Raw genomic sequence first — 20,067 nt, 5'->3', positions numbered from 1 at the left:
TTCGCGGGCCACTGGAGGATCATTGCCATGCGTCGAACTCGTCTTGCCTACGCGCTCGTGCTCGCCACCCTCGGCGCGGCCGGGTGCGGCTCGGAACCCGCGCCGGGGACGTCCCCGCCGGTCGCGTCCACCGAATACAGCCTCGGAGGCACCACGAAGGGCCTCGAAGGGAAGGGCCTCGTCCTCGAGGTCGCGCTTCCCGACGATCTCTTCTCGAACCTCGAGATCGAGGCGAACGGGCAATTCACCTTCAAGCCCGCGCTCGCCGACGGCGACGGTTACGAGGTGACGGTGGCCGTGCAGCCCGCGGATCCCGCGCAGAGCTGTACCATCACGGGGGGCAAGGGCGTCGTGGCCGGCGCCGACGTGAAAAGCGTCTCCGTCGAATGCGTGAGGCTCCCGCCGAATCCGCGCTGGATTGGCGGCGAGGTCTCGGGCCTGAAAGGGACGGGCCTCGTCCTCCAGAACAACGGCAAGGACGACCTCTCCGTCGTGATGGACGGCGCCTTCCAGTTCACGACGCCGCAGACCGACGGCGAGGCGTACGACGTCACCGTCTCCGCGCAGCCCACGAATCCCGCGCAGACGTGCGCCGTCGAGGCGGGGAAGGGGACCGTGGACGGCGCCGACGTGAAGGGCGTCCTCGTGAAATGCACCGACGATCCGCCGGTCTTCAACGTCGATCCCAGCACGATCGACGTGACGAATGCGGATCGTTGCGATTTCCTGGACGCCGCCCATTGCCTCTTCCCGTGGCCGAACGACCATTTCACCGTGGCCGACCCCACGACGAGCACGGGCCGCCGCGTCGCGCTCCACCCGCTTTCGATGCCCGTCAATGCCGAGGTCGACCTCTCCCCGGCGGTGGGTGCACCGGCGGGCACGATCGTGAGCCCCGGCGGGATCGGAATGGATCCGACGGACTGGAACCGCGCCGATGGTTTTTCCCCGGGCCAGATGCTGCTCACGTATGTACCGGCGCTCGACCTCGGCAAGACCGGGATCGGCCCGATCACGCACATGGAGCGCTCGCTCGAAGCCGATTCGCCGCTCGTGGTGATCGACGCCGACACCCTCGAACGCCACCTCGTCTGGGGCGAGCTCGATTCGTATGCGACGAGCGACGAAACGCGCGCCCTCATCATCCGCGCCGGCGTGAATTTCCGCGAAGGACACCGGTACGTCGTGGCGCTGCGCAATTTGAAGGACAGCGCCGGGCAGATCCTCGAAGCCTCGGACGCGTTCCAGGTCTATCGCGACGCGATCCCCTCGGACGTGCCGGCGATCGAGGCCCGTCGTGAGTCGATGGAGAAGATCTTCGGCGCCCTCGCGGGCGCGGGCATCGAGCGCAAGGAGCTCTACCTCGCCTGGGACTTCACGGTGGCCAGCGCGAACAGCCTCGCCGGCCGCATGCTCCGCATCCGTGACGACGCCTTCGAAAAACTCGGCAATGCCGCGCCCACGTTCACGATCAACCAGGTCCTCCAGAACCCCGACGCGAACCGCTCGCGCCGCATCATCGGCACGTTCACCGTCCCGAACTACCTCAACATGGCGAACGGCGTCGCGGGTGCGTCCTTCAATTACGATGCGCCGGACGACGGGCTCCCCGATCAATTCGATGGCAATGGCACGCTCCAGGCGAACTTCATCTGCAACATCCCGCGCTCGGCCCTCCCGGACGGGAACGATTCCGCGTCGCCCGTCGTGCCCGGCCGCGCCGCGCTTTATGGCCACGGCCAGCAGGGATCGGCGAGCCAGGTGAACGGCGGAGCCGCGACCGGCGAGCTCTCGAACACGTACAACTTCGTGTTCTGCGCGACGGACTTCATCGGCATGTCCTCGGGCGACAACGAAAACATCCTCCGCCTCGTCACCGAGTTTGGCAGGATCAACACCCTCGCCGACCGGCTCCAGCAGGGCCTGCTGAACAACCTGTTCCTGGCGCGCCTCATGATCCACCCGCAGGGCTTCATCTCGGATCCGGCGTTCCGGGGCGGCCCGCAGAACCAGCCGCTCATCGACACGAGCGACGTCTTTTATTACGGCATCAGCCAGGGCGGCATCCTCGGCGGCGCGCTCGTCGCGATCTCGCAGGACATCCGCCGCGGCGTGCTCGGCGTCACGGGCATGAACTACAGCCTCCTGCTCGACCGCGCCACGGGCTTCGATCAGCTCCGGGTCTTCTTCGACCAGGCCTACACGAACGAGCTCGACCGCCGCATCGTCTTCTCCTCCATGCAAATGCTCTGGGATCGCGGCGAGACGAACGGATATGCGTGGCACATCGGCAACGATCCGCTCCCGAAGACGCCGCCCCACGCGGTGCTCATGCAAAACGCGTTCGCCGATCATCAGGTCACGCAATGGTCGGCCGACGTCGAGGCGCGCACGATCGGCGCGGGGATCCACGTGCCCATCCTGAATCCGGGGCGCTCCACCGATACGACGCCTTATTTCGGCATCGAGCCGATCGCGAGTTATCCGCACTTCGGATCGGCGGTCTTCGTCTGGGATACCGGGCCGTTCGACGCGATGCTGAACAAGGGCACGCCGCCGCCGCCGGTCGAGAACAAGCCGCTGCGCGACGGTGTCGATCCGCACGGCGTTCCGCGCGTGCAGCCCGGCGCGCGTCTTCAGATCTCCGAGTTCCTGCGCTCGACCGGCAAGGTCATCGATCCCTGCGGGGCCATGCCCTGCCTCGCGCCGTAGGCGTTTTTCCGTTCCGTCGGGCGTCCATGATGGGTTAGCCTCGCTCTCGCGTTTTGCCGCGGAGGAGGATAGCCTGTCATGGATCTCGACACCGTCCTTTCGACCCTGCGCGAGAAGGGCAAACCGAATACGGCCAAAATTTACGCCCGCCACGGCGTCAAGGACCCGACGTTCGGCGTCTCGTACGGCGACCTCGAAAAGCTCGTCAAAACCATCAAGCAGAACCACGTCCTCGCGCTCGCGCTCTGGGCGACCGGCAACCACGACGCGCGTATCCTCGCCACGAAGATCGCCGATCCCGAGGCGTTCTCCCACGACGAGCTCGACGCGTGGCTCGCCGTCGCGCTGGACTACGTGATCGAGGGCGCCGTCGCCACGCTCGCCGCGCGCCGCAAGGACGCGCTCGCGATCGGGCTGCGCTGGATCGACCTTCCGGGTGAATTCGCGAGCACGGCCGGCTGGTTCGTCCTCTCGGGCGTGGCGGCGCGGGGCGAGCTGCCCGAGAAAGAGGCGGCGCGTCTTTTGAAGCGCATCGAAAAGAAGATCCACGGCTCGCAGAACCGCACGCGATACGGCATGAACAATGCTTTGATCTCGATTGGCGGCTACATCGAGCCGCTCCGCGCGCAGGCGCTCGAAGCGGCGCGCGTGATCGGCAAGGTCGAGGTCGATCACGGCGAGACGAACTGCAAGACGCCGGACGCGACCGAATACATCGCGAAGATGGTCGCCCACGCCGCGAAACGCGCGGGCGGCGCCAAGCCTGCGGCCACGAAGAAGGCCGAAAAGCCCACCGCGGCCGCGAAGGCAACGAAAGCGGCGCCGGCGAAGAAGGCGGCGGCGAAGAAAGCGCCCGCGAAGAAGGCGAAGGCCAGCTAAACGCGGTCGAGCGCGCGGGCCACGACCCGGTAATGCTCGAGCATCTCCGCGTACGAAAAATGGGCATTCCGCCCGCTCGGGTTCGGGACCACGAAGACCCGCGCGCCGCAGATCTTCTCCGGCTGCTCGCCGCAGGGGATGGGCTCCGAGGCCTTCTTGTCGAAATAACTCCGACAAACCGTGATGCCCACGAAGACCACCATGCGGGGCCGAACCTTCCGGATCTTCGTGGTGAGCGCGCGCCTGCCCGCGTCGTAGTCCTCGCGCCCGAGATCCATCACGCCGCGCGTCGCGCGGGCGACCAGGTTCGTCAAGCCGAGGCCATGATCGAGCAGGCGCATCTCCTCCTCGGGGGCGAGGCGCTCCGGGACGAGGCCGCTCTCGTGCAGCAATTTCCAGAACGCGTTCGCCGGATTTGCGAAGTTGTGCCCCTTCTGCGCCGAGAGGAGCCCCGGGTTGATCCCGATGAACAAGGCGTCGAGGTCCGGAGCGAGGATGTCGGGGGTAGCTTGCTTGGACGAGGGCATGACGAGAAACGCCTCGGATTCTAGTCTCGCCCGCGGGTTTGTCCAGGGAACCGTGATATCGTGGGTCCACCATGCCGCCTGCTCTTCCCGTCCTCGGCCTCGACCTCGGCGCGACCCTCACGAAGATCGCCTTTCGGGCGGGCGAGCTTCACACCGAGCGATGGCCCTCGCGTGACCTCGACGCCGTCCGCGCGCGTATCGTCGAGCTCGCTCCTCGCCGCATCGTGTTGACGGGCGGAGGCGCGGCCGTGCTCGGCGCGAGCGCGCTCGGCGCGGCCGTGGAGGGCCTCTCCGAGTTCGAGGCCTGGTCGCTCGGCGCCGCGGCCCTCGCCGCCGAGGAGGGCCTCGCCTTGCCCGCGCGGCACCTGCTCGTCTCGGCGGGCACGGGCACGTCCGTGCTCGTCGTCGACGGTGATTCGGCCGTACGTGCGGGCGGGACGGGGCTCGGCGGGGGCACGCTCGTCGGGCTCGGCAGGTTGCTCGTGGGCGCGGCCTCGTTCGCCGAGCTTTCGGCGCTCGCGGCGCGCGGCAAGCGCGGTTCGGTGGACCTGCTCGTCGGCGATGTGTATTCGCAAGGCGCGCCCATTCCGGCGCACCTCACGGCTTCCAATTTCGCGAAGCTCGCCTCGACGGAGCCGGCCGACCTCGCGCATGCGCTCGTCGGGCTCGTGGGGGAGAACATCGCGCTCGTTTGCGCGGGGATTGCGCGGCTCGCCGGCGCGGACATGGTTGTGCTCGGCGGCTCCACGCTCGCGGAGAACCCGGCGCTCGTCGAGGTCCTCACGCAGACGCTCGAGCTCACGGGGCTCTCCGCCCGTTTCCTTCGACGCGGCGCGTATTGCGGCGCCGTCGGAGCCCTCGTGGCCGGCGAGCGCGCCTCCGGGGCGGCTTGAGCGCTGTTGCGAGCGCGAAACGAACGGCGGTACGATGTCCCGACGATCGAGGTGCATCGGGCGATGAAACGTCATGGGCAACGAACGTACGTGGCTTTGGGGGCGAGCCTCTCGCTCGTCGTGGCTTCCTCCGCGGCGAGGGCCGAGGATGCGCCCTCGCAGCCGCAGCCGCAGCCGACGCCGGTCACTGCGCAGCCCGATCCGCGATATCCTGCTCCGTACCCGTATCCATATCCTTATCCGTATCCACCTCCGCCCTACGGATATCGTCTGCCGAGCGTCGAGCCCCTGCCTGACGTCATCGCGTACGAAGAAGGCAAGCCGATCCCGCCCGAATACACGCGGATCCAGCGAAATCGCAGGAAGCTCGTCATTGCTGGCTCGGTCCTGTTCGCGACGGCCTACTCGATCTCGCTCATGGGCGCGACGACCGCGGTGCTCTCGGGGGACGACCGGTTCGCGACCATGTACATCCCCGTCGCCGGGCCCTTCATCACCGTCGGCGTGGCGAGGGACGACTTGCCGAGCGGCCTGCGGACCGTGTTCTTGCTCGACGGTTTGACGCAGATCGCCGGCGCCGCGCTGCTCATCACCGGCGTCGCGTGGAAAGAGGATTTCTTGCAGCGAACCGATACGATCAAGCCCCAGGAAGCGCTCGTGCCGGAGCTCTTGATCGGGCCGGGATCGGCAGGCGTGCGTTTACGGTTCTGAACTGGCTTGGCGGGACGAACCAACGTCGAAGACCGTGCGCAACTCGCCTTCCCGCGTGAAATAGGTGACGCAGGACGAGGAGCGATTGCCACGGAGCATCCGGAGTGCATGCTCCAGCGTGGCGCGGCGGGCGGGTTGGTCCTCGACCGCGGGCAAAGCGAGCCCGAGCGCCTCCTCGGCGGCGTCCGCGAGGAGCCACGGTGCGCGGCGCGTGAGCTCTTTCCAGGCCGCGTCACGCGCCTCGGCGTGCCCGAGATCGTCCTCCGTCAGCCACAGGTTCACCCAGGCGCTCACGCGAGAGGGCGTGTCGCGGCAGGTGCGCGCGAGGTCCTCCACGGCTGCGGAGAGATCCCCTCGCAATCGATGCGCCTCGCCACGAACGCCGTAGAGCGTGGGACCCACGAGCGCCGGGGCGCAATCGATGCTGCGCTGAAAACAGGTGAGCGCCGCGGCGTATTCGCCCCGGAGGACGTGCACCGCGCCCATGCCGATGTGCAACCACCGGGCGCGGGGCTGGATGGCGAGGCCACGACGGAAATCCTCTTCGGCCTCGTCGACGCGCCCGAGCCAGAGGAGCAATTCGCCCCGGTAGGCATGCGGGTGATGCGAACGCGGATGCGCTTGCCGGATCACGTCGAATTCGCCGAGCACGTCCGCGGGGGGCCGGCTGCGGATCGACCATTGCACGACCTTGGCGCGGTGCCGCGCCGAGCTGCGGAGCGGGAGGTCGTGAAGGTCGCCGAGCCGGGCGAGCATGGCCTCGGGAAAGAGGCGCGCGAGGAGGCGGAGCCGCAGGGCGCGCGGGGTCGGGAGCTCGCCTTCTTCCTCGCGGAATCGGTCGCCGAGCCGCCACGCGAGCGGCGCGAGCGCGGCCTCCGGGAGCGCGTCCCAGGCGCGGTTCACGAGGGGCGCGGCGCGATCGAGGACAGGGGCCACGAATCGTCGATGCAGCGCGCGCTCGATTTCGGCTTTGCGGGTGGGTTCGTCCGGGCCACGGCCGATCGCCGTGAGCGCCTCGACGTCGAGGAACCCGAAATGCCGCCGGCCGAGCGCGACGAGCTCGAGATCGATCACCCAGATCTGCGCCTCGTCCGCGATGTGTTTGGCCGCGAGCAGATCACGAATGGCGCCGCGCGAATCGCCGCTCGCGCTCTTCTCGCGGGCGCGCATCACGAGCGCTTCGGCCTCCGCAGACCGAGGATTGTGCGTCTCCGAAGAACCTTTTTCGTTTGGCCAGCCGAACGCGTGCAGGAGGACGTCCGCGCGCTCGCGCAGCGCGGGTTCGTCGGGAGCGAGCGCGAGCGCTCGCTCGACGTGCCTTTGGCAGCCCAAAAACCGCCCCGCGCTGCGATCGAAGCTCGCCGCGGCAAGGTGAACCTTCGCCGCCGCGCGTGGGCCCTCCGCCGCTGCGAGCGCGAGCGCCTGCGTGATCCATGCGTCGACGAGGCGCCGGTCGCCGAGGCGAAACGCGAGGCGCGCGGCTTCGAGCGCCTGGTTCACGTCGCGGGCGGAGGCCGGATCGTGGCGCCCGAGCGTTTCCCAGGCTGCGCGCGTCCCCGCTTGGCGCCCCTCGTCGATCGTCACGAGGCGCTTCGATACGTCGGGTGATGTCCGGCGTAAAGCAAAAGCTTGTCACGCGCGCGCCGGCAGGGCCAAGATGCGCCGTGATGGTGCCAGCCCGCCATATTCTGCCTCTCGCTGCGCTGCTCGCCTCGGCCTGCGGATCCTCGAAGCCGCCCGAAGTGGCGAAGGTCGAGGGCCGCGACATGCAGTTCGCCCGCCCTTCGATACAGCCGCCCGTGTTCCTCGATCCGCAGCGGAGAGAGAAACTCGCCGCGGCTTTCCCCGCGATCGAGCGATATGTCGCGGACGAGGTCGGGCGCCGGGGGTTGCCCGGCGTGGCCGTCGGGATCGTGATCGACGGCGAGCTCGCGTATGCCAAGGGATTCGGCGTGGCCGACGTCGAGACGAAGGCGCCCGTCGACAAGGATTCCGTGTTTCGGATCGCCTCGCTGACGAAGAGCTTCACGGCGATGGCCGTTTTGCAGCTCCGGGACGAGGGAAAACTCTCGCTCGACGATCCGGCCGCGAAATACGTCCCCGAGCTCGCCGGCCTCCGGTATCCCACGCGCGACGCGGCGCCGATCACGCTCCGGAACCTCCTCGGGCACGGCGCCGGGTTCCCCGAGGACAATCCCTGGGGCGATCGGCAGCTCGGCATGTCCGACGCCGAATTTTCGAAGATGCTGCGCGAGGGGGTTCCCTTCTCGACGTCCCCCGGCTCGACGTTCGAGTATTCGAACACGGGATTCGCGATCCTCGGGCGCGTGATCACGAACGTCTCGGGGATCGATTACGCGGACTACCTGCGGACGCGGATCCTCTCGCCGCTCGGCATGAACCGGACGGTACTCGACGAGCGGATGGTCGAAACGAAGCACCTCGCCCGCGGCTATCGAAAGGAAGGCGATTCGCTCGTGCCCGAGGTGAACCTGCCGCACGGCGCGTTCGGGGCCATGGGCGGGCTTTATTCGTCGCTCGCCGACATGGCGCGGTACGTGTCCTATCACCTCGCCGCCTGGCCGCCGCGCGACGAGCGGGAGGCGGGTCCGGTCCGGCGGAGCACGCTGCGCGAGATGCACGAGATCGGCCGCGCGACCGGGCTCTGGGCCTCGCCGGGGCTCGGGGACGAGCCGCCGTCCGTGCGCGCGACGGGTTATACGTTCGGGCTCGGCACGTTCGAGACGTGCGAATTCTCGCGAGGGGTCTCGCACACCGGGGGTTTGCCCGGGTACGGGTCGGTGATCCAGTTCTTGCCCGACCATGGCGTCGGGGTGATCGCCATGTCGAACCTCACGTACGCGCCCATGTGGCGCATCGCGCGTGAGGCGCTGCGGCGCCTGCACGAGACGGGCGCACTGAAGCCGCGCGTGTTCTTGCCCTCGGAGGCGCTCGCGCGGGCGAAGGACGCGACGAGCCGCCTCGTCGCGAAATGGTCTGACGCGGAGGCGGACGCGATCTTCGCGGATTCGCTTTACCTCGACAAACCACGCGCGCGATGGGCGGCGGACCTCGACGCGCTCCGCGCGGCGCACGGGGCGTGCCGGGAGGAGGGGACGATCGAGGCGGAGAACGCGCTCCGGGGCACGTTCCGGCTCGGATGCGAGAAAGGATGGATCGGCGTGTCGCTCACGCTCGCGCCGACCTCGCCGCCGCGAATCCAATCCCTCCATTTCCACAACGTGCTGCCGCCGCCGAGCGCGCTCGTATCGGGCGGGGACAAACTCGTCCGGCTCGTGAATCGATGGGACGACGCCGCGGCGGCCGAGCTCTTCGATACGAGCGTGGACCTCGGGCGGATGAAGGCATCCCTCGCGAGCCTGAAGGAGATTCGCGGGGCGTGCCGGATCGGCGACGTGATCGGGGGCGACGGCGCTGCGCGCGCGAGCTTCGGCCTCTCGTGCGAGCGATATCCGGTGGCCGTGGAGGTCACGCGGAAAGCGGGCGCCGAGAAGATCGACGGCGTGGGGTTTTTCCCGGTGCCCGGGGAGGCGGCGCGGTGCGCGCAATAGGCGCGCACTCGCTCGTCACTGCACGACGCCCTCCGGCTTGACGCGCAGGACCACCTTGCCCGGCCCGTCGGCCGTCGGGCCGTCGAAGCGGTCGAAGACCAGGAGGTAACGCGAAACGCCGTCCGCGGCCGATTGCACGAGCCACGTGGCGTCCGTCGGCGCAGGCGTCTCCGCCGCTCGATCGATCCAGTATTCCGAGAATGCGCTGAAGATCCGATCGCCTCGCCAGACGAGCTTCGGATCGGACAGCTCCGCATGCCCGACCGCGTCGAACCGCGGGAGCTCGGAGTCGTCCGTGCGCGTTTTCACGATGTCGAGCGTCTCGCTCTTCGTCTCGGCCGCGTGCAGATCGACCGCGGTCACGCCGCGCGGCCCGCCGAGCTCGCCGTTGACGCTGACCGACGCGCGGCGGAAGCAGAGGTGCCAATCTTTCGTGGTGAGCGCCTCGGCCGGCGTGTGTTTCGTCCGTGCGCCCGTGCCGAGATCGAGGCATTCGCTCGGCGCGTCCTCGGGCGCCTGCGAGCCGCCCGCCGTGCCGTCGAGGTCCGAGAGCGTCTGCGTCGGGCCTACGCCGGCGGACGTGACCTCGGCCCACCGGACCCGATAAATGGCCGCCACCGGCGCGCCTTGCTGCTCGGCGTAATACCCGAGGACCTGCACCTTCCATTGCTTGTCGCCGTCGCGCACGCCGTAGACGTGATAACGCACCCAGAGCACGTGGACGCTCGGGTCGTACGCCCAGAAATCGCGGAACGCGCCGCCCGATTCGTCCTTCGTCATGAACGGGATCGCCGGCGCGATGCCGTCGGCGTACGTCGCCGCGTCGAGCGGCCCGAACGCCCCGCCCTCGCCGGACCCGGACGCGCCGCTGTTCGTGAAGACGTCGTATTTTTCGAATGCGAGATCCCAGGCCGTCGAGGCGGAAGCGTCGCCCTCGGGCACGACGATCTCGGGTTTTTCGAGCGCGACGTAGACGCGCCCCTGCGCGGGGACGGGCACCTCGAGCGTCGCGCCGTCCTCGCCGTCCGGGGGCTGCTGCCCGGTCGTGGAGGGTTTGCCCACCTCCTCGCTGCAGGCGCAAAGAAGGAGCGGAATAGCTGCGGCCAAAAATGATCGTTTCATGGTTCCTCCGCGGGAAAGTCGGCCGTGAGGCCAAGGTAGAGGGTCCGCCCCTGGACCGGCCGCTGGTCGCCCAATCGGCTCGGGTCTTTCTGGACGCCGAGCGCATTGAGCACCCCGGCATAGGCGCGGGCCCCGCGAAAGATCGGGCGCGCGATCCGCGCGTCGATCGTCTGGAAGCCGGGCGTGCGCAAGCCTTCGTCGAGGAAGGCGTCGGTGACCATGCGATACCGGAGCACGAGCTCGAGCCGCAGCGGCAAATCGGCACGGAGCGCGGTGACCACGGTATGCGGCGGGCGGCCTTCGAGCGGGCGCTGGTTCTCGTCGTCGCGCGTCCAGAGGTAAGAATACCCGGCCTCCGCGCGCAGCACGCCCGCGAGCGTGTACGAGCCGTCGATCTGCGCGCCGAACGTGCGCGCGCGGCCGATGTTGCGGTACGTGTAATCGTCGATGCCGCCCTGGCTCGCCGCGGGGCGGATGTCGATGTCGATGAGGCCGTCGATCCAGTTCGCGAAGACGCTGCCGCGGACCAGAAAGCCGTTTTTCGCACGATAACTCACGTCCGCGCTCGTGCCCCACGAGGTCTCGGGGCCGAGGTCGGGATTGCCGAGCACGCGGTAGCCGAGGGCGCCGTGATCGAAGGCGAACCCGATCTCCTTCGCCGCCGGCGCGCGAAACCCACGCCCGACGGAGGCCCGCACGGTGACGCTCGGCCAGGGCTGATACGAGAGCGCGAGCCGCGGCACCACGACGCCGCCATAACGCAGGTGCATCTCCGCGCGGCCGCCCGCGAGCAGGGTGAGCGAATCGAAGAGCTTCCAGCCGAGCTGCGCATACCCCGCGACGCTGCCCAGCGTGACGGGGACGAGCTCCTCGATCGTCTTCGTTTGCACGCTGCCGCTGATGAGCTCGGCGCGCGTGAGCGATTGCGAGAGTTTTTCCACCTCGGCGCGCATGCCCACGACCCAGGTGCGCCGGCCGTCCGCGAACGTGCCGGTCGCCTCCAGGCTGGAGAGCGAGGCCTCGCGGTCACGGGTCTCGTCGATCGGCGATTCGTAACGGTCCTTCTGGGTCGTGTCGAATGCCCATTGTTGCCCGAGCGCGAGGCGCAGCGCCCCGCCGCGGCCGAGATCGACGAGCTCGACGAGGTGCAGGGCGAATCGATCGGTGCGTTGCGGCAGGTCGATCCGGTACGTCCCGAGGCCCGGGACGACCTGGCTCTGCCGGCCCTCGGAGGCGTCGTGGATCCAGCGCACGCGGCCTTGCAGGCGGGTGCGGGAATTCAGATTTCCGCCGACCCGGAGCCCGACCATTCCTTGCAGGCGCGAGGGCATCGCGAGGTCGACCGCGTCTTCGAGGAGTGAGACCCCGTCCGTGCGGTAGAAATTGCCGTCGAGCGAAGCCCAGGCCCGCTCGCCGCGCCAGGACGCATTGCCCTGGGCGATCACCCCGTAACGATTGCGACCTTCGAGGCGCGCTCGCCCGCTGAAGCCCGGGTGCAGGGGTTGTCCCGTGACGACATTGACGACGCCGCCGATCGCGCTCGTGCCATACAGCGAGCTCATCGGCCCGGCGACGACCTCGACGCGGGCGACGTCCCCGAGCGGCATGCGCGAGAGATCGATCGCGCCGCCGACGTCGCCGATGACGCGCTCGCCGTCTTCGAGGACGAGCACGCGTTGTTTGTCGAGGCCCTGGATCTGGATCGCGCTCGGATTGCCGATGTCGCCGTACGCCGCCGGATTGATCTGGACGCCGGGCTGCCCCGCGATGGCCTCGGCCACGTTCGTCGCGCCGCGCCGCTCGGCCTCCTCGCGGGTGACGACGTCGACGCGCACCGTGGCGCGCTGGCTCTGCTCGGGCATGCGTGTGCCCGTGACGACGACCTCGGCGCCCTTGTCCTTGTCCTTGCCGCTCGGCGCAGGCTCCTCGGCGCGCGCCGCCGCCGGAGGCAGCAGCGCGGCCCCTAGAAGCAGGACGGCCGAGGTCGAAAGTCTCATCTGCGTAGATGAAAGTGACTTTCAACTTCTAGACGGACGCGCTGAAGAAGTCAAGAACAAGCGGAGGACGTCCGCTCGCGCACGGTCCCCCGCTTCTGATGTTGGCTGTGTCTCAGAGGTTCCGCACGAAATAATCGCGAATGAGCTCCTCCATGTAGATGCGGTCCTGCGGACGGCGGGGCATGTGGCGCTCGTCCGGGAAGAGGAGGAGGTCGTACGGCTTGCGGGCGGCGATCATGGCATTGATGAGCCGCGCCGTGTGTCGGAAATGAACATTCTCGTCGATGAGGCCGTGCACGAGCATGAGCTTGCCGCGGATGCCCTCGACGTGGCGCATCACGCTGCTCTCCTCGTAGCCGCGCGTGTTCTCCGACGGCATGCCCATGTACCGCTCGGTGTAATGGGTGTCGTAGCCGTCCCAATGCGTGACCGGAGCGCCGGAGACCGCGACCTTGAACGTCTCCGGCGCGCGCGCGATGCACATCGCGGCCATGTACCCGCCGTAGCTCCAGCCATAAACGCCGACGCGCGCCGGATCCGCGAGGCCCTGCGAGACGAGCCAGCGGACGCCGTCGACCTGATCGTCGACCTCGATCGAGCCCATGCGGTGCTTGATCGCGCCCTCGAAGGCGAGCCCGCGCCGGGCGCTGCCGCGGTTGTCCACCATGAAGACGAGATACCCGAGGCTGCGCAGCCATTGCGGGCGCATCGTGACCGTCATGTTCCAGCCGTTCGTCACGAGCTGCACGTGCGGGCCGCCATAAACGTAGACGATCGTCGGAAAGGGGCCCTTGCCGAAATGCGCCGGCGGGCGATAGAGCGAGCCATACAAAGTCTCGCCGTCCCGCGCGCGGAACGAGACGAGCTCGGGCGGCGTGAGGCCGAGCGCGGTGATGCGAGGATCGGGCTCGTCATGAATCGTGGCGAGCACGGCGCCGTCCTCGATCGACCGGAGTTTTACGGTGGGCGGGCGATCCTTCGCGTGATGGACGTCGACGAATCGACGGCAAGCGCGGTCGCAGGTGACGACGTGCATGCCGGGCTCGGTGGTGATGCGCCGCATCTCGCCGCCTTCGAGGGGCACGGCATAGAGGTGGCTTTCGAGCGGGCCCGCGGCCGTGGCCGTGAAATAGACGAAGCCGCCCTTTTCATCGACGCCGCGGACGTCGTCGACCATCCACGCCCCGCGGGTGAGCTCGGCGACGAGGTTTCGTACGAGGTCGTACCGATAGAGATGTCGATACCCCGTCCGCTCGGAGGCCCACAAGAATCCGCCGTCCGCGAGCGGGCGGAGGAGGTCGTGGAGGTTGATCCAGACATTCGTCTCCTCGCGCAAGAGGCGCGTCCGCGCGCCCGTCGCGAGGTCGAAGACCACGAGCTCGAGCCAGGTCTGCGTCCGATTCTGGAGCTCCGCCACGAGCCTGCCGCCCGCGAGCCAATGGACGCGGGCGAGGTACACCTCCTCGCCGTAGCTCGTATCCATCCAGACCGGCGCGCCGCCCGATACGGAGACGACGCCGAGCCGCACGCGGGCGTTCTCCTTGCCGGTGAACGGATAATGGTGGTCCTCCTCCGCCTCGGCGCCCGTCGTGGCCTTGCCCTGGTGGACGATGCGATAAATGGGGATGTGCGTCTCGTCGACCTCGGCGAACGCGATCCATTTCCCGTCCGGCGACCACCAGTATCCGTGGTGCCGCGCCATCTCCTCCTGCGCGACGTATTCGGCGAGGCCGTGCGTCTTGCCCGTGCCCCGCGCGCCCGAGGTGATTTGCCGCGGCGAGCCGCCGGCCGCGTCGACGACGTAAAGCTCGGCGTCACGGACGAACGCGACGGAAGCGCCGTCGGGCGAGAGCTGCGGGTCGAGGATCGGCGCGCCGCCGGACGCGACGAGCTTGCGGAGCGGCGCGCCGGGCCCGTCTTGCACGTAGAGATCGCCCTTGATGGGCACGAGCACGCGGCTCGCGCGGGTCGCCCACGCGTACGTGGTGACGCCGATCTCGCGCTGGCGCAGCCGCTCGCGGCGGAGCGCCTCCGCGAGCGAGACGTTCTCCTCGGTGGTGCCGCCGTCGGGCGGCGAGACGAAGAGGCTTTCCTTCCTCGTCGCAGGGTCGAAGACGAAGAGCTGCCGCACGAGGCTGCGCTCGGGGCTCTTCAGGTAGGTGATCAGGCGATCGTCGGGGCTGAAAGCAACCTGATCGGGGATCGCCATACCCGGCAGCGGGTGGCGGGCGACCTCCTCCACGGCGAGGGTGCCCTCGGCGGCTTCGAGGGCCTTCGGGGCGTCGGTTTGGGTATCGGACATCGTGGTTCTTCCCGGGTGAGCGTGGCGCGCAACGTATACCATCGCCGCGGGAAACTCCACGCGAGCGACCACGCCCGAGGAAGACGACGCAGAGGGCGGAACGTGAGCTTGTGTGATGTCGGCTACGGTTTGACCGGATTGTGCAACGGGCCGGGGGTCGGGTTGCGCGAATTGCGCAACGGGCGCTTCACAATTCGCGCAAATGGCGCAAGGCGTCAGGGACTTTCCGGGGCTTTACCAGGGGAGCGAGGCCGGGCACGGTCATTGCCGATCGTCCGGACGAAGTCCCATGGGACGGCCAGGATGCGCGTCCCCCAGCGACCCCGTGCAGGTCCACAGGCAGGTAACCGCATGCGAATCTCCCTCATCGTCGCCTCGAAGCTCGCGCTCCTCGCCACCCTCGTGACCGCTTCCACGGCGAGCGCCGCCGACGTGCCTGCGGACGCGCCTGCGGACGCGCCGATCGTGCCCGAGAAGCCCCGCCTGTTCCACGTGGGCATCTCGGGCGGCGTCGCCTACCACACCGTGCGCGTGCCGATGGTGATCCCCACGGAGTACGCGGCCGCGACGCTCGGCCTGCACGCGGGCTACAACGTGACCGAGCGGCTCTCGATTGGCTTCGAGGTGACGACGATCGAGAAAAACATGGGGCGCAACGGGCCCTTCCAGTCGTTCGATCCGGGGCTCGCGCCGCAAGCGGGGTGCAACAACTGCGAGCCGCCTCCGTTCGGCGGCTGGGTGAAGAACACGACGGCGGTCTTCGGCACGCTCGGGCCACGCGTCGAGTTTTCGCCCTTTGGCAAGGACGGCCTTTACCTCGGCGCGACGGCCGGGCTCGCGTTCCTCTGGGGCGTCGACTCGATCTACGGTTTCGGCGGCGCGGGGCGCGTCGGCTATCGCGTGCGGATCGCCGACATCCTCGGCCTCGCCCTCGAAGCCGGCGCCCAGGCGCAGGCCTTCGGCAGCGGCGCCTACACCGCCGCGCCGTACGGCATGGTGCTCTTCCGGCCGTATTTTTGAGGCGTCGCAAAATTCCACACCGAGCGGTGCCCTCCCAGGCACACGCAATGGTGTCACGAGATTGGCGCGGCCACCGCTCTCGATCCCGGATTGACGGGTAAGAGAGGAGGCCGGTAGCCTATTGGAATGGCCGAACCCAGCGTCGACTCCGTTCGCTCCACCGATCTACCTCCAACGAGCGAGGCTCCCACGACCGAAAGGGGCGTGCGAGGGATCCCCGAAGGGTTTGTCGTCGGGGGGACCCTCGAAGCGGGGACGCTGGGGGTGAACGGCTCGCAAGACGAGCTTTACCAGATCGACGCGGCCGCGAACCCGACACGGCGAGGCTTCCTCGCCGGCAGCATGGGCATGATCGCCGCGGTGTTCGGGCGCCGCGCGCTCGCCGCCGGCGGCGGTGGTACCCCGGTTTACCGGATCCACCCGGCGATCGGAATCGCCCGCGTCGGGAATGCCGACCCCGACACCTTCTTCATTGGCCCCGAGGTGCCAGGCCTGCCGCCGCTCGGCTCGCCGCCCGGTACGAGCGCGCCCCCCTACAAGGTGAACGGGAAGATCAAGCCCCAGGCCGCGCGGTTCCGCATCTACGAATACCAGTCGATCAATGGTCGCCTGACGCCCGTGCGGGAGGTGAACCTGGACACGCCCGGCGTGGTCGGGATCAAGTGGACCACGCACCTCGCCAACAAGAAGGCGTCGTTCCATAGGTTCCAGGGGCCGGCGGGCGAGTCCACGCCACCGGGGGCCTTGCGTAATGCGGCGGTGCAAAACCGGCGCTCGCTGGAGATCGACTTCGGCCCCCGCACGATCGGCGGCTCGTCGCAGGGCCCGTCGGAGTTCCGGGTCGGGTCGAGCAGCAATCCCGCGGCCGAGGCTTATCCGATCGGCGCGAACGGTCAGCCCGTGATCGATTACCTCGGTCAGCTCCGCACGGACGCCGAGGGGCGGCTCATCGTGATCGGCGGGCAGGGCCGGGCGAATTACAGCACGCCGGCGAAGCCCGAGCTCGTCTCCTATGCGAACAACGACAACTGGTTCGACGACGTGTCGGACGGCCCGGTCACGGCCGTGGTGACGATCGACGACGGCAATGGCGGGACGATCGACGTGCCCGTGGACGAGGCCGGAGGCGCGTGGGTGATCGTGGGCCCGCCCGATTTCGCGCCGGGCGTGTTCAGCGCGGTCACGCTGTACGACGTGCTCTACGACCTCGCCGTGCGGCAGCTCCCCATTCCGGAGGACAACGCCCTCTACACGAATGGCGGCGAGCTCGCGCGGCTCACGATCCTCGCGTCGCAGTTCGATCCGCTCGGCCCCGTGGAGTTCCCGTCCTACCGGCCCGATTACGACAAGGAGATCCGGCCGATCTTCGAGCGCGGGTTCGAGTATCGCTGGGTGACGGCGCTCGTGAACAACAGCAAGCACGACTCGCTCGTGTCGCCGACGCTCTCGGATCCGAGCCCGAAGTTCGCGAAGACGCGCAGCACGTTTTTCCAGAGCATGCGGCCGGCGCTCGGCGCGCAGGCGCCCTCGGGCACGGGCTCGATGCCGCGGATGCTCGGCGACGACCCGTACAACCCGCAATCCGCCGAGGCGGTTTATCGCCTGGCCGTGACGCGGACGCAATACGGGCTGCTCCGCAACTGGTGCCAGGGGAAGTTCGCCTCGGGGCCGCCGGCGTCGCAGGCGGTGGTGATCACGCCGCACGGGCTCGATCGGGCGAGCCTGGAGGCGGTGAGCGGCGGCGCGTTTTTCCCGGGGATGGAGGTGAGCTGGCAGATCCGCAATGCCGCGCTCTACATCGAGCCGTTCCGGCTCGACCTGAACGCGATGAGCCAGTACGTCGGGGAAAACCAGAAGATCGGCCCCGGGCATTTCACGCGGCAGATGGCGCTGCCCTGGCAAGCCGATTTCAACGAGTGCGCGAACGAGGGTCAATATGCCTGGTGGCCCGCGACGCGGCCCGATGACGTGTACCCCACGGCGAGCGCGACGAAGAAGGTGCCCTGGGCCCGGCCGACGGACCGGTTCGCCGGCGGCAATCGCGAATCGACGAAGGCCGACATGGCAGAGCACTGGTACAAATTCGGGTTCGTCGTGGAGCAGGGCGGCGCGCAAATCGAGACCGAACGGTCGCAGCAAATCCCGTGACGCAAACCTACGATGTGGTCGTGCTCGGCGGCGGGCCTTCCGGGCTCGCCGCCGCCATTGCGCTCGCCGCGCGCGGACATCGCGTGGTCGTCCTCGAACGATTCCCGCTCACGCGTCCGCGCGTCGGCGAGACGTTCGGGCCCGAGATCGCGGCGCCCCTCGGCACGCTCGGGGTCTGGGACGATTTTCGGGCCGTGGCGTCCGTGGCGTATCGCGGCGTGCGTTCGGCCTGGGGCTCGGACGAGATCGTCGAGCGCTCGTCCATCGTGAACCCGCTCGGCGAAGGGTTTCACGTGGATCGCGCGCGGTTCGACGCAATGCTCGTGGCCGCCGCAAAACGGGCGGGCGTGACGATTCTCGAGGACGTGGGCGTCACGCAGGTGCAGGGGGGCCCGGGCCCGTGGCAATTGCTCGTGCGAGGGGGCGACCCGATCTCGTGTCGATTCCTCGTGATCGCGGCCGGCCGTTATGCGCCCGTGGGCTCGCTGGGCCCCATCACGCGGCAATGGATCCCGTGTGATCGGACCGTGGGCATTCTGTGGCGGCTTTCGCTCCCCGCGGGGCGAGAGGTCGAGCCCGGGCTCTTCCTCGAATCGGTGGAGGAGGGCTGGTGGTACGTCGCGCCGCAGCCCGAGGGAAACCTGCTCTTCGTGCTGCTCACGGACGGCGACGACGAGATCATGGCATCCGGACGGAGCCCGGCCGTGCTCGCGACACGATTGCAGGAGGCGCTCGCGCGGACGAGGCACGCGCGGGCCCTCGCCGATGGAGGGACGTTCGAGGACGCGCCGCGGATCGTGCTGGCCTGTCCTGGAATGATGCTGCCGGATCGAGGCCCGGGTTTTCGCGCGGTCGGTGATGCGTCGGTCGCCGGCGATCCGCTCGCCGGGGATGGGGTCACGCGGGGGCTGCGATCGGCGCTCGCAGCGGCCGCGGACATCGACCGCGCGCTCGCAGAGGGCGCGGAAGACGTGGCGCCGGCGGGGGCGGCGGATGCGCCTTCGTGGCTCGCGGGCCACCTCGATCGACGTTTGCAGTATTATCGCGCGGAGCAGCGATGGCCCGATTCGCTCTTCTGGATGCGGCGCCATGGTTTGGACTGGCAAAACGAGCCGATCGGGCTGGATCCGACGGAGCCGCTCTGCTGGGACGGGAGCAAGCCGGATCGGCGGTTGATCGCGCCGATCGAAGGGGTTTTGCCGATCCTGGCCATCGAGCGGGTGCTCGAATTCCTCCGGAGCCCGCGGCCCGCGCACGAGGCGCTCTCGGCGCTGAAGGTGATCGCGCCGCTCGGCGATCGACGCTTGCTCGTCGGATTGCAGGCGCTCGTGGAGCGCGGGATCGTCGTTCCTACAGGATGAACGGGATCAGGGCGCGGCGCTCGGCCGGATACTCGGGGAATTTCTGGCGGTACCAGGTGTGCGTGGCGAACGCGCGTGGCACGAGGTTCGCCGCGCTGATGGCGAAGATGAACACGCCGGCGAGCGACCACGTGCAGAGGGCAAACCCGGCCCAGCCCGTGAGCTCGGTCAGGTAACTCGGATTCGTCACCCACTTGAAGAGACCGCCGCGGGGGATGCGGTAGATCCGCTCGCCGCTGTCGATTTCCTCGCGGGTGCGCAGGTTCCTGAGGATCGAGTCCGAGTGCAGGGTGAGGCCGAGCGAAATGTAATAGATCACGAAACCCACGAGGAAACGCGGGTCCGTGAGCCATTCGGGGCCGTAGTGGGGTCCGAGGCGCGTGATGAAATCGGCGTGGAGATAGCCGTGCATCGTGGTGACGAGGACGCCCGTGCCCACGACGAGGAGCCCGAAGCTCGAGCGCTGGCCCTTCGGGACGCGCATCGAGAGCGGGAAATAAAAGCCGCGGTTGCCGTAATGGAGGAGCCACATCCCGAGGAAGACGAGCGGGACGAGCTCGCCGCGGTGCGGGCCACGAATGTAAAAGTACAGGAACGAGAGCGTCGCGGGCAGCTCCATGAGGAACCAGCCGAGGCGCGGATCGAGCGCGACGCCGAAGCGCGGGCTCGCGAAGCGGCCATACGGCGAGGGGACGAACCACGCGGCGATCGCGACGAACAGAGCAAAGCCGAGCGCGATCGAGAGGGCGAGGTCGTAGGTGGCGTCGCCAGTGTACGTGAGCACGGTTTCCGGGGTGATACTACAGCCTGCGCGCCGTGCACA

14 protein-coding genes are annotated in these 20,067 nt (G+C 68.7%); 8 read left to right on the top strand and 6 right to left on the bottom strand.

Annotated features, from left to right (window positions below; translation table 11 throughout):
* Positions 1–27 precede the first annotated feature (27 nt).
* Both QHF84_RS35515 and QHF84_RS35510 read left to right on the top strand, forming a co-directional pair.
* Positions 28–2,712, top strand: a complete 2,685-nt coding sequence (locus QHF84_RS35515) for a hypothetical protein (protein WP_281317957.1) — start codon at positions 28–30, stop codon at positions 2,710–2,712.
* A gap of 78 nt (positions 2,713–2,790) precedes the next feature.
* Entirely contained in the window at positions 2,791–3,591 is an 801-nt protein-coding gene (locus QHF84_RS35510; RefSeq protein ID WP_281317956.1) for a DNA alkylation repair protein, read from the top strand.
* On the opposite strand, the gene QHF84_RS35505 is transcribed toward QHF84_RS35510, so the two are convergent.
* Positions 3,588–4,118, bottom strand: a complete 531-nt coding sequence (locus tag QHF84_RS35505) for a mismatch-specific DNA-glycosylase (protein ID WP_281317955.1) — start codon at positions 4,116–4,118, stop codon at positions 3,588–3,590. The two genes, QHF84_RS35510 and QHF84_RS35505, sit on opposite strands and share 4 nt — an antisense overlap.
* A 71-nt stretch (positions 4,119–4,189) precedes the next feature.
* Here QHF84_RS35505 and QHF84_RS35500 point away from each other — a divergent pair, with 71 nt between their 5' ends.
* On the top strand, positions 4,190–5,011 hold the full coding sequence (locus QHF84_RS35500) for a hypothetical protein (RefSeq protein WP_281317954.1): 822 nt from the start codon (positions 4,190–4,192) through the stop codon (positions 5,009–5,011).
* Positions 5,012–5,074: 63 nt separating this feature from the next.
* Positions 5,075–5,722 (top strand): hypothetical protein, encoded by a 648-nt coding sequence (locus QHF84_RS35495; protein ID WP_281317953.1) that lies wholly within the window; start codon positions 5,075–5,077, stop codon positions 5,720–5,722.
* Here the strand turns inward: QHF84_RS35495 and QHF84_RS35490 are convergent.
* Positions 5,711–7,306 carry a tetratricopeptide repeat protein gene (locus tag QHF84_RS35490; protein WP_281317952.1) on the bottom strand — a complete coding sequence of 532 codons (1,596 nt, stop codon included), beginning with the start codon at positions 7,304–7,306 and terminating at the stop codon, positions 5,711–5,713. The two genes, QHF84_RS35495 and QHF84_RS35490, sit on opposite strands and share 12 nt — an antisense overlap.
* A gap of 83 nt (positions 7,307–7,389) precedes the next feature.
* On the opposite strand from QHF84_RS35490, the gene QHF84_RS35485 reads away from it, so the two are divergent.
* Positions 7,390–9,294: a serine hydrolase domain-containing protein gene (locus QHF84_RS35485; protein ID WP_281317982.1), complete on the top strand. Its 1,905-nt coding sequence runs from the start codon at positions 7,390–7,392 to the stop codon at positions 9,292–9,294.
* Positions 9,295–9,309: 15 nt separating this feature from the next.
* Here the strand turns inward: QHF84_RS35485 and QHF84_RS35480 are convergent, their stop codons facing one another.
* The 3 genes from QHF84_RS35480 to QHF84_RS35470 all read right to left on the bottom strand — a co-directional run bounded on the left by QHF84_RS35480 (position 9,310) and on the right by QHF84_RS35470 (position 14,715).
* Positions 9,310–10,416 carry an HmuY family protein gene (locus tag QHF84_RS35480; protein ID WP_281317951.1) on the bottom strand — a complete coding sequence of 369 codons (1,107 nt, stop codon included), beginning with the start codon at positions 10,414–10,416 and terminating at the stop codon, positions 9,310–9,312.
* Positions 10,413–12,413, bottom strand: a complete 2,001-nt coding sequence (locus QHF84_RS35475) for a TonB-dependent receptor (protein ID WP_281317950.1) — start codon at positions 12,411–12,413, stop codon at positions 10,413–10,415. The genes QHF84_RS35480 and QHF84_RS35475 overlap by 4 nt, the downstream gene beginning before the upstream one ends.
* A gap of 112 nt (positions 12,414–12,525) precedes the next feature.
* Complete coding sequence (locus tag QHF84_RS35470) at positions 12,526–14,715, bottom strand: S9 family peptidase (RefSeq protein ID WP_281317949.1); 2,190 nt, start codon at positions 14,713–14,715, stop codon at positions 12,526–12,528.
* Positions 14,716–15,066: 351 nt separating this feature from the next.
* Here QHF84_RS35470 and QHF84_RS35465 point away from each other — a divergent pair, with 351 nt between their 5' ends.
* The 3 genes from QHF84_RS35465 (at position 15,067) to QHF84_RS35455 (ending at position 19,244) form a co-directional block, all read left to right on the top strand.
* Positions 15,067–15,735, top strand: a complete 669-nt coding sequence (locus tag QHF84_RS35465; protein ID WP_281317948.1) for a hypothetical protein — start codon at positions 15,067–15,069, stop codon at positions 15,733–15,735.
* A gap of 204 nt (positions 15,736–15,939) precedes the next feature.
* Entirely contained in the window at positions 15,940–17,883 is a 1,944-nt protein-coding gene (locus QHF84_RS35460) for a LodA/GoxA family CTQ-dependent oxidase (protein WP_281317947.1), read from the top strand.
* On the top strand, positions 17,880–19,244 hold the full coding sequence (locus QHF84_RS35455; RefSeq protein WP_281317946.1) for an NAD(P)/FAD-dependent oxidoreductase: 1,365 nt from the start codon (positions 17,880–17,882) through the stop codon (positions 19,242–19,244). The genes QHF84_RS35460 and QHF84_RS35455 overlap by 4 nt, the downstream gene beginning before the upstream one ends.
* On the opposite strand, the gene QHF84_RS35450 is transcribed toward QHF84_RS35455, so the two are convergent.
* The gene (locus tag QHF84_RS35450; RefSeq protein WP_281317945.1) at positions 19,234–20,028 is read right to left on the bottom strand and encodes a methyltransferase; all 795 of its coding nucleotides are present in this window, start codon (positions 20,026–20,028) and stop codon (positions 19,234–19,236) included. The two genes, QHF84_RS35455 and QHF84_RS35450, sit on opposite strands and share 11 nt — an antisense overlap.
* Positions 20,029–20,067: the final 39 nt, after the last annotated feature.

The organism is Polyangium sp. y55x31 (genome assembly GCF_029946505.1).
Classification (GTDB): domain Bacteria; phylum Myxococcota_A; class Polyangia; order Polyangiales; family Polyangiaceae; genus Polyangium.
The sequence above is the reverse complement of the archived record's forward strand: the minus strand, read 5'-3'. Positions and strand labels throughout refer to the sequence as shown.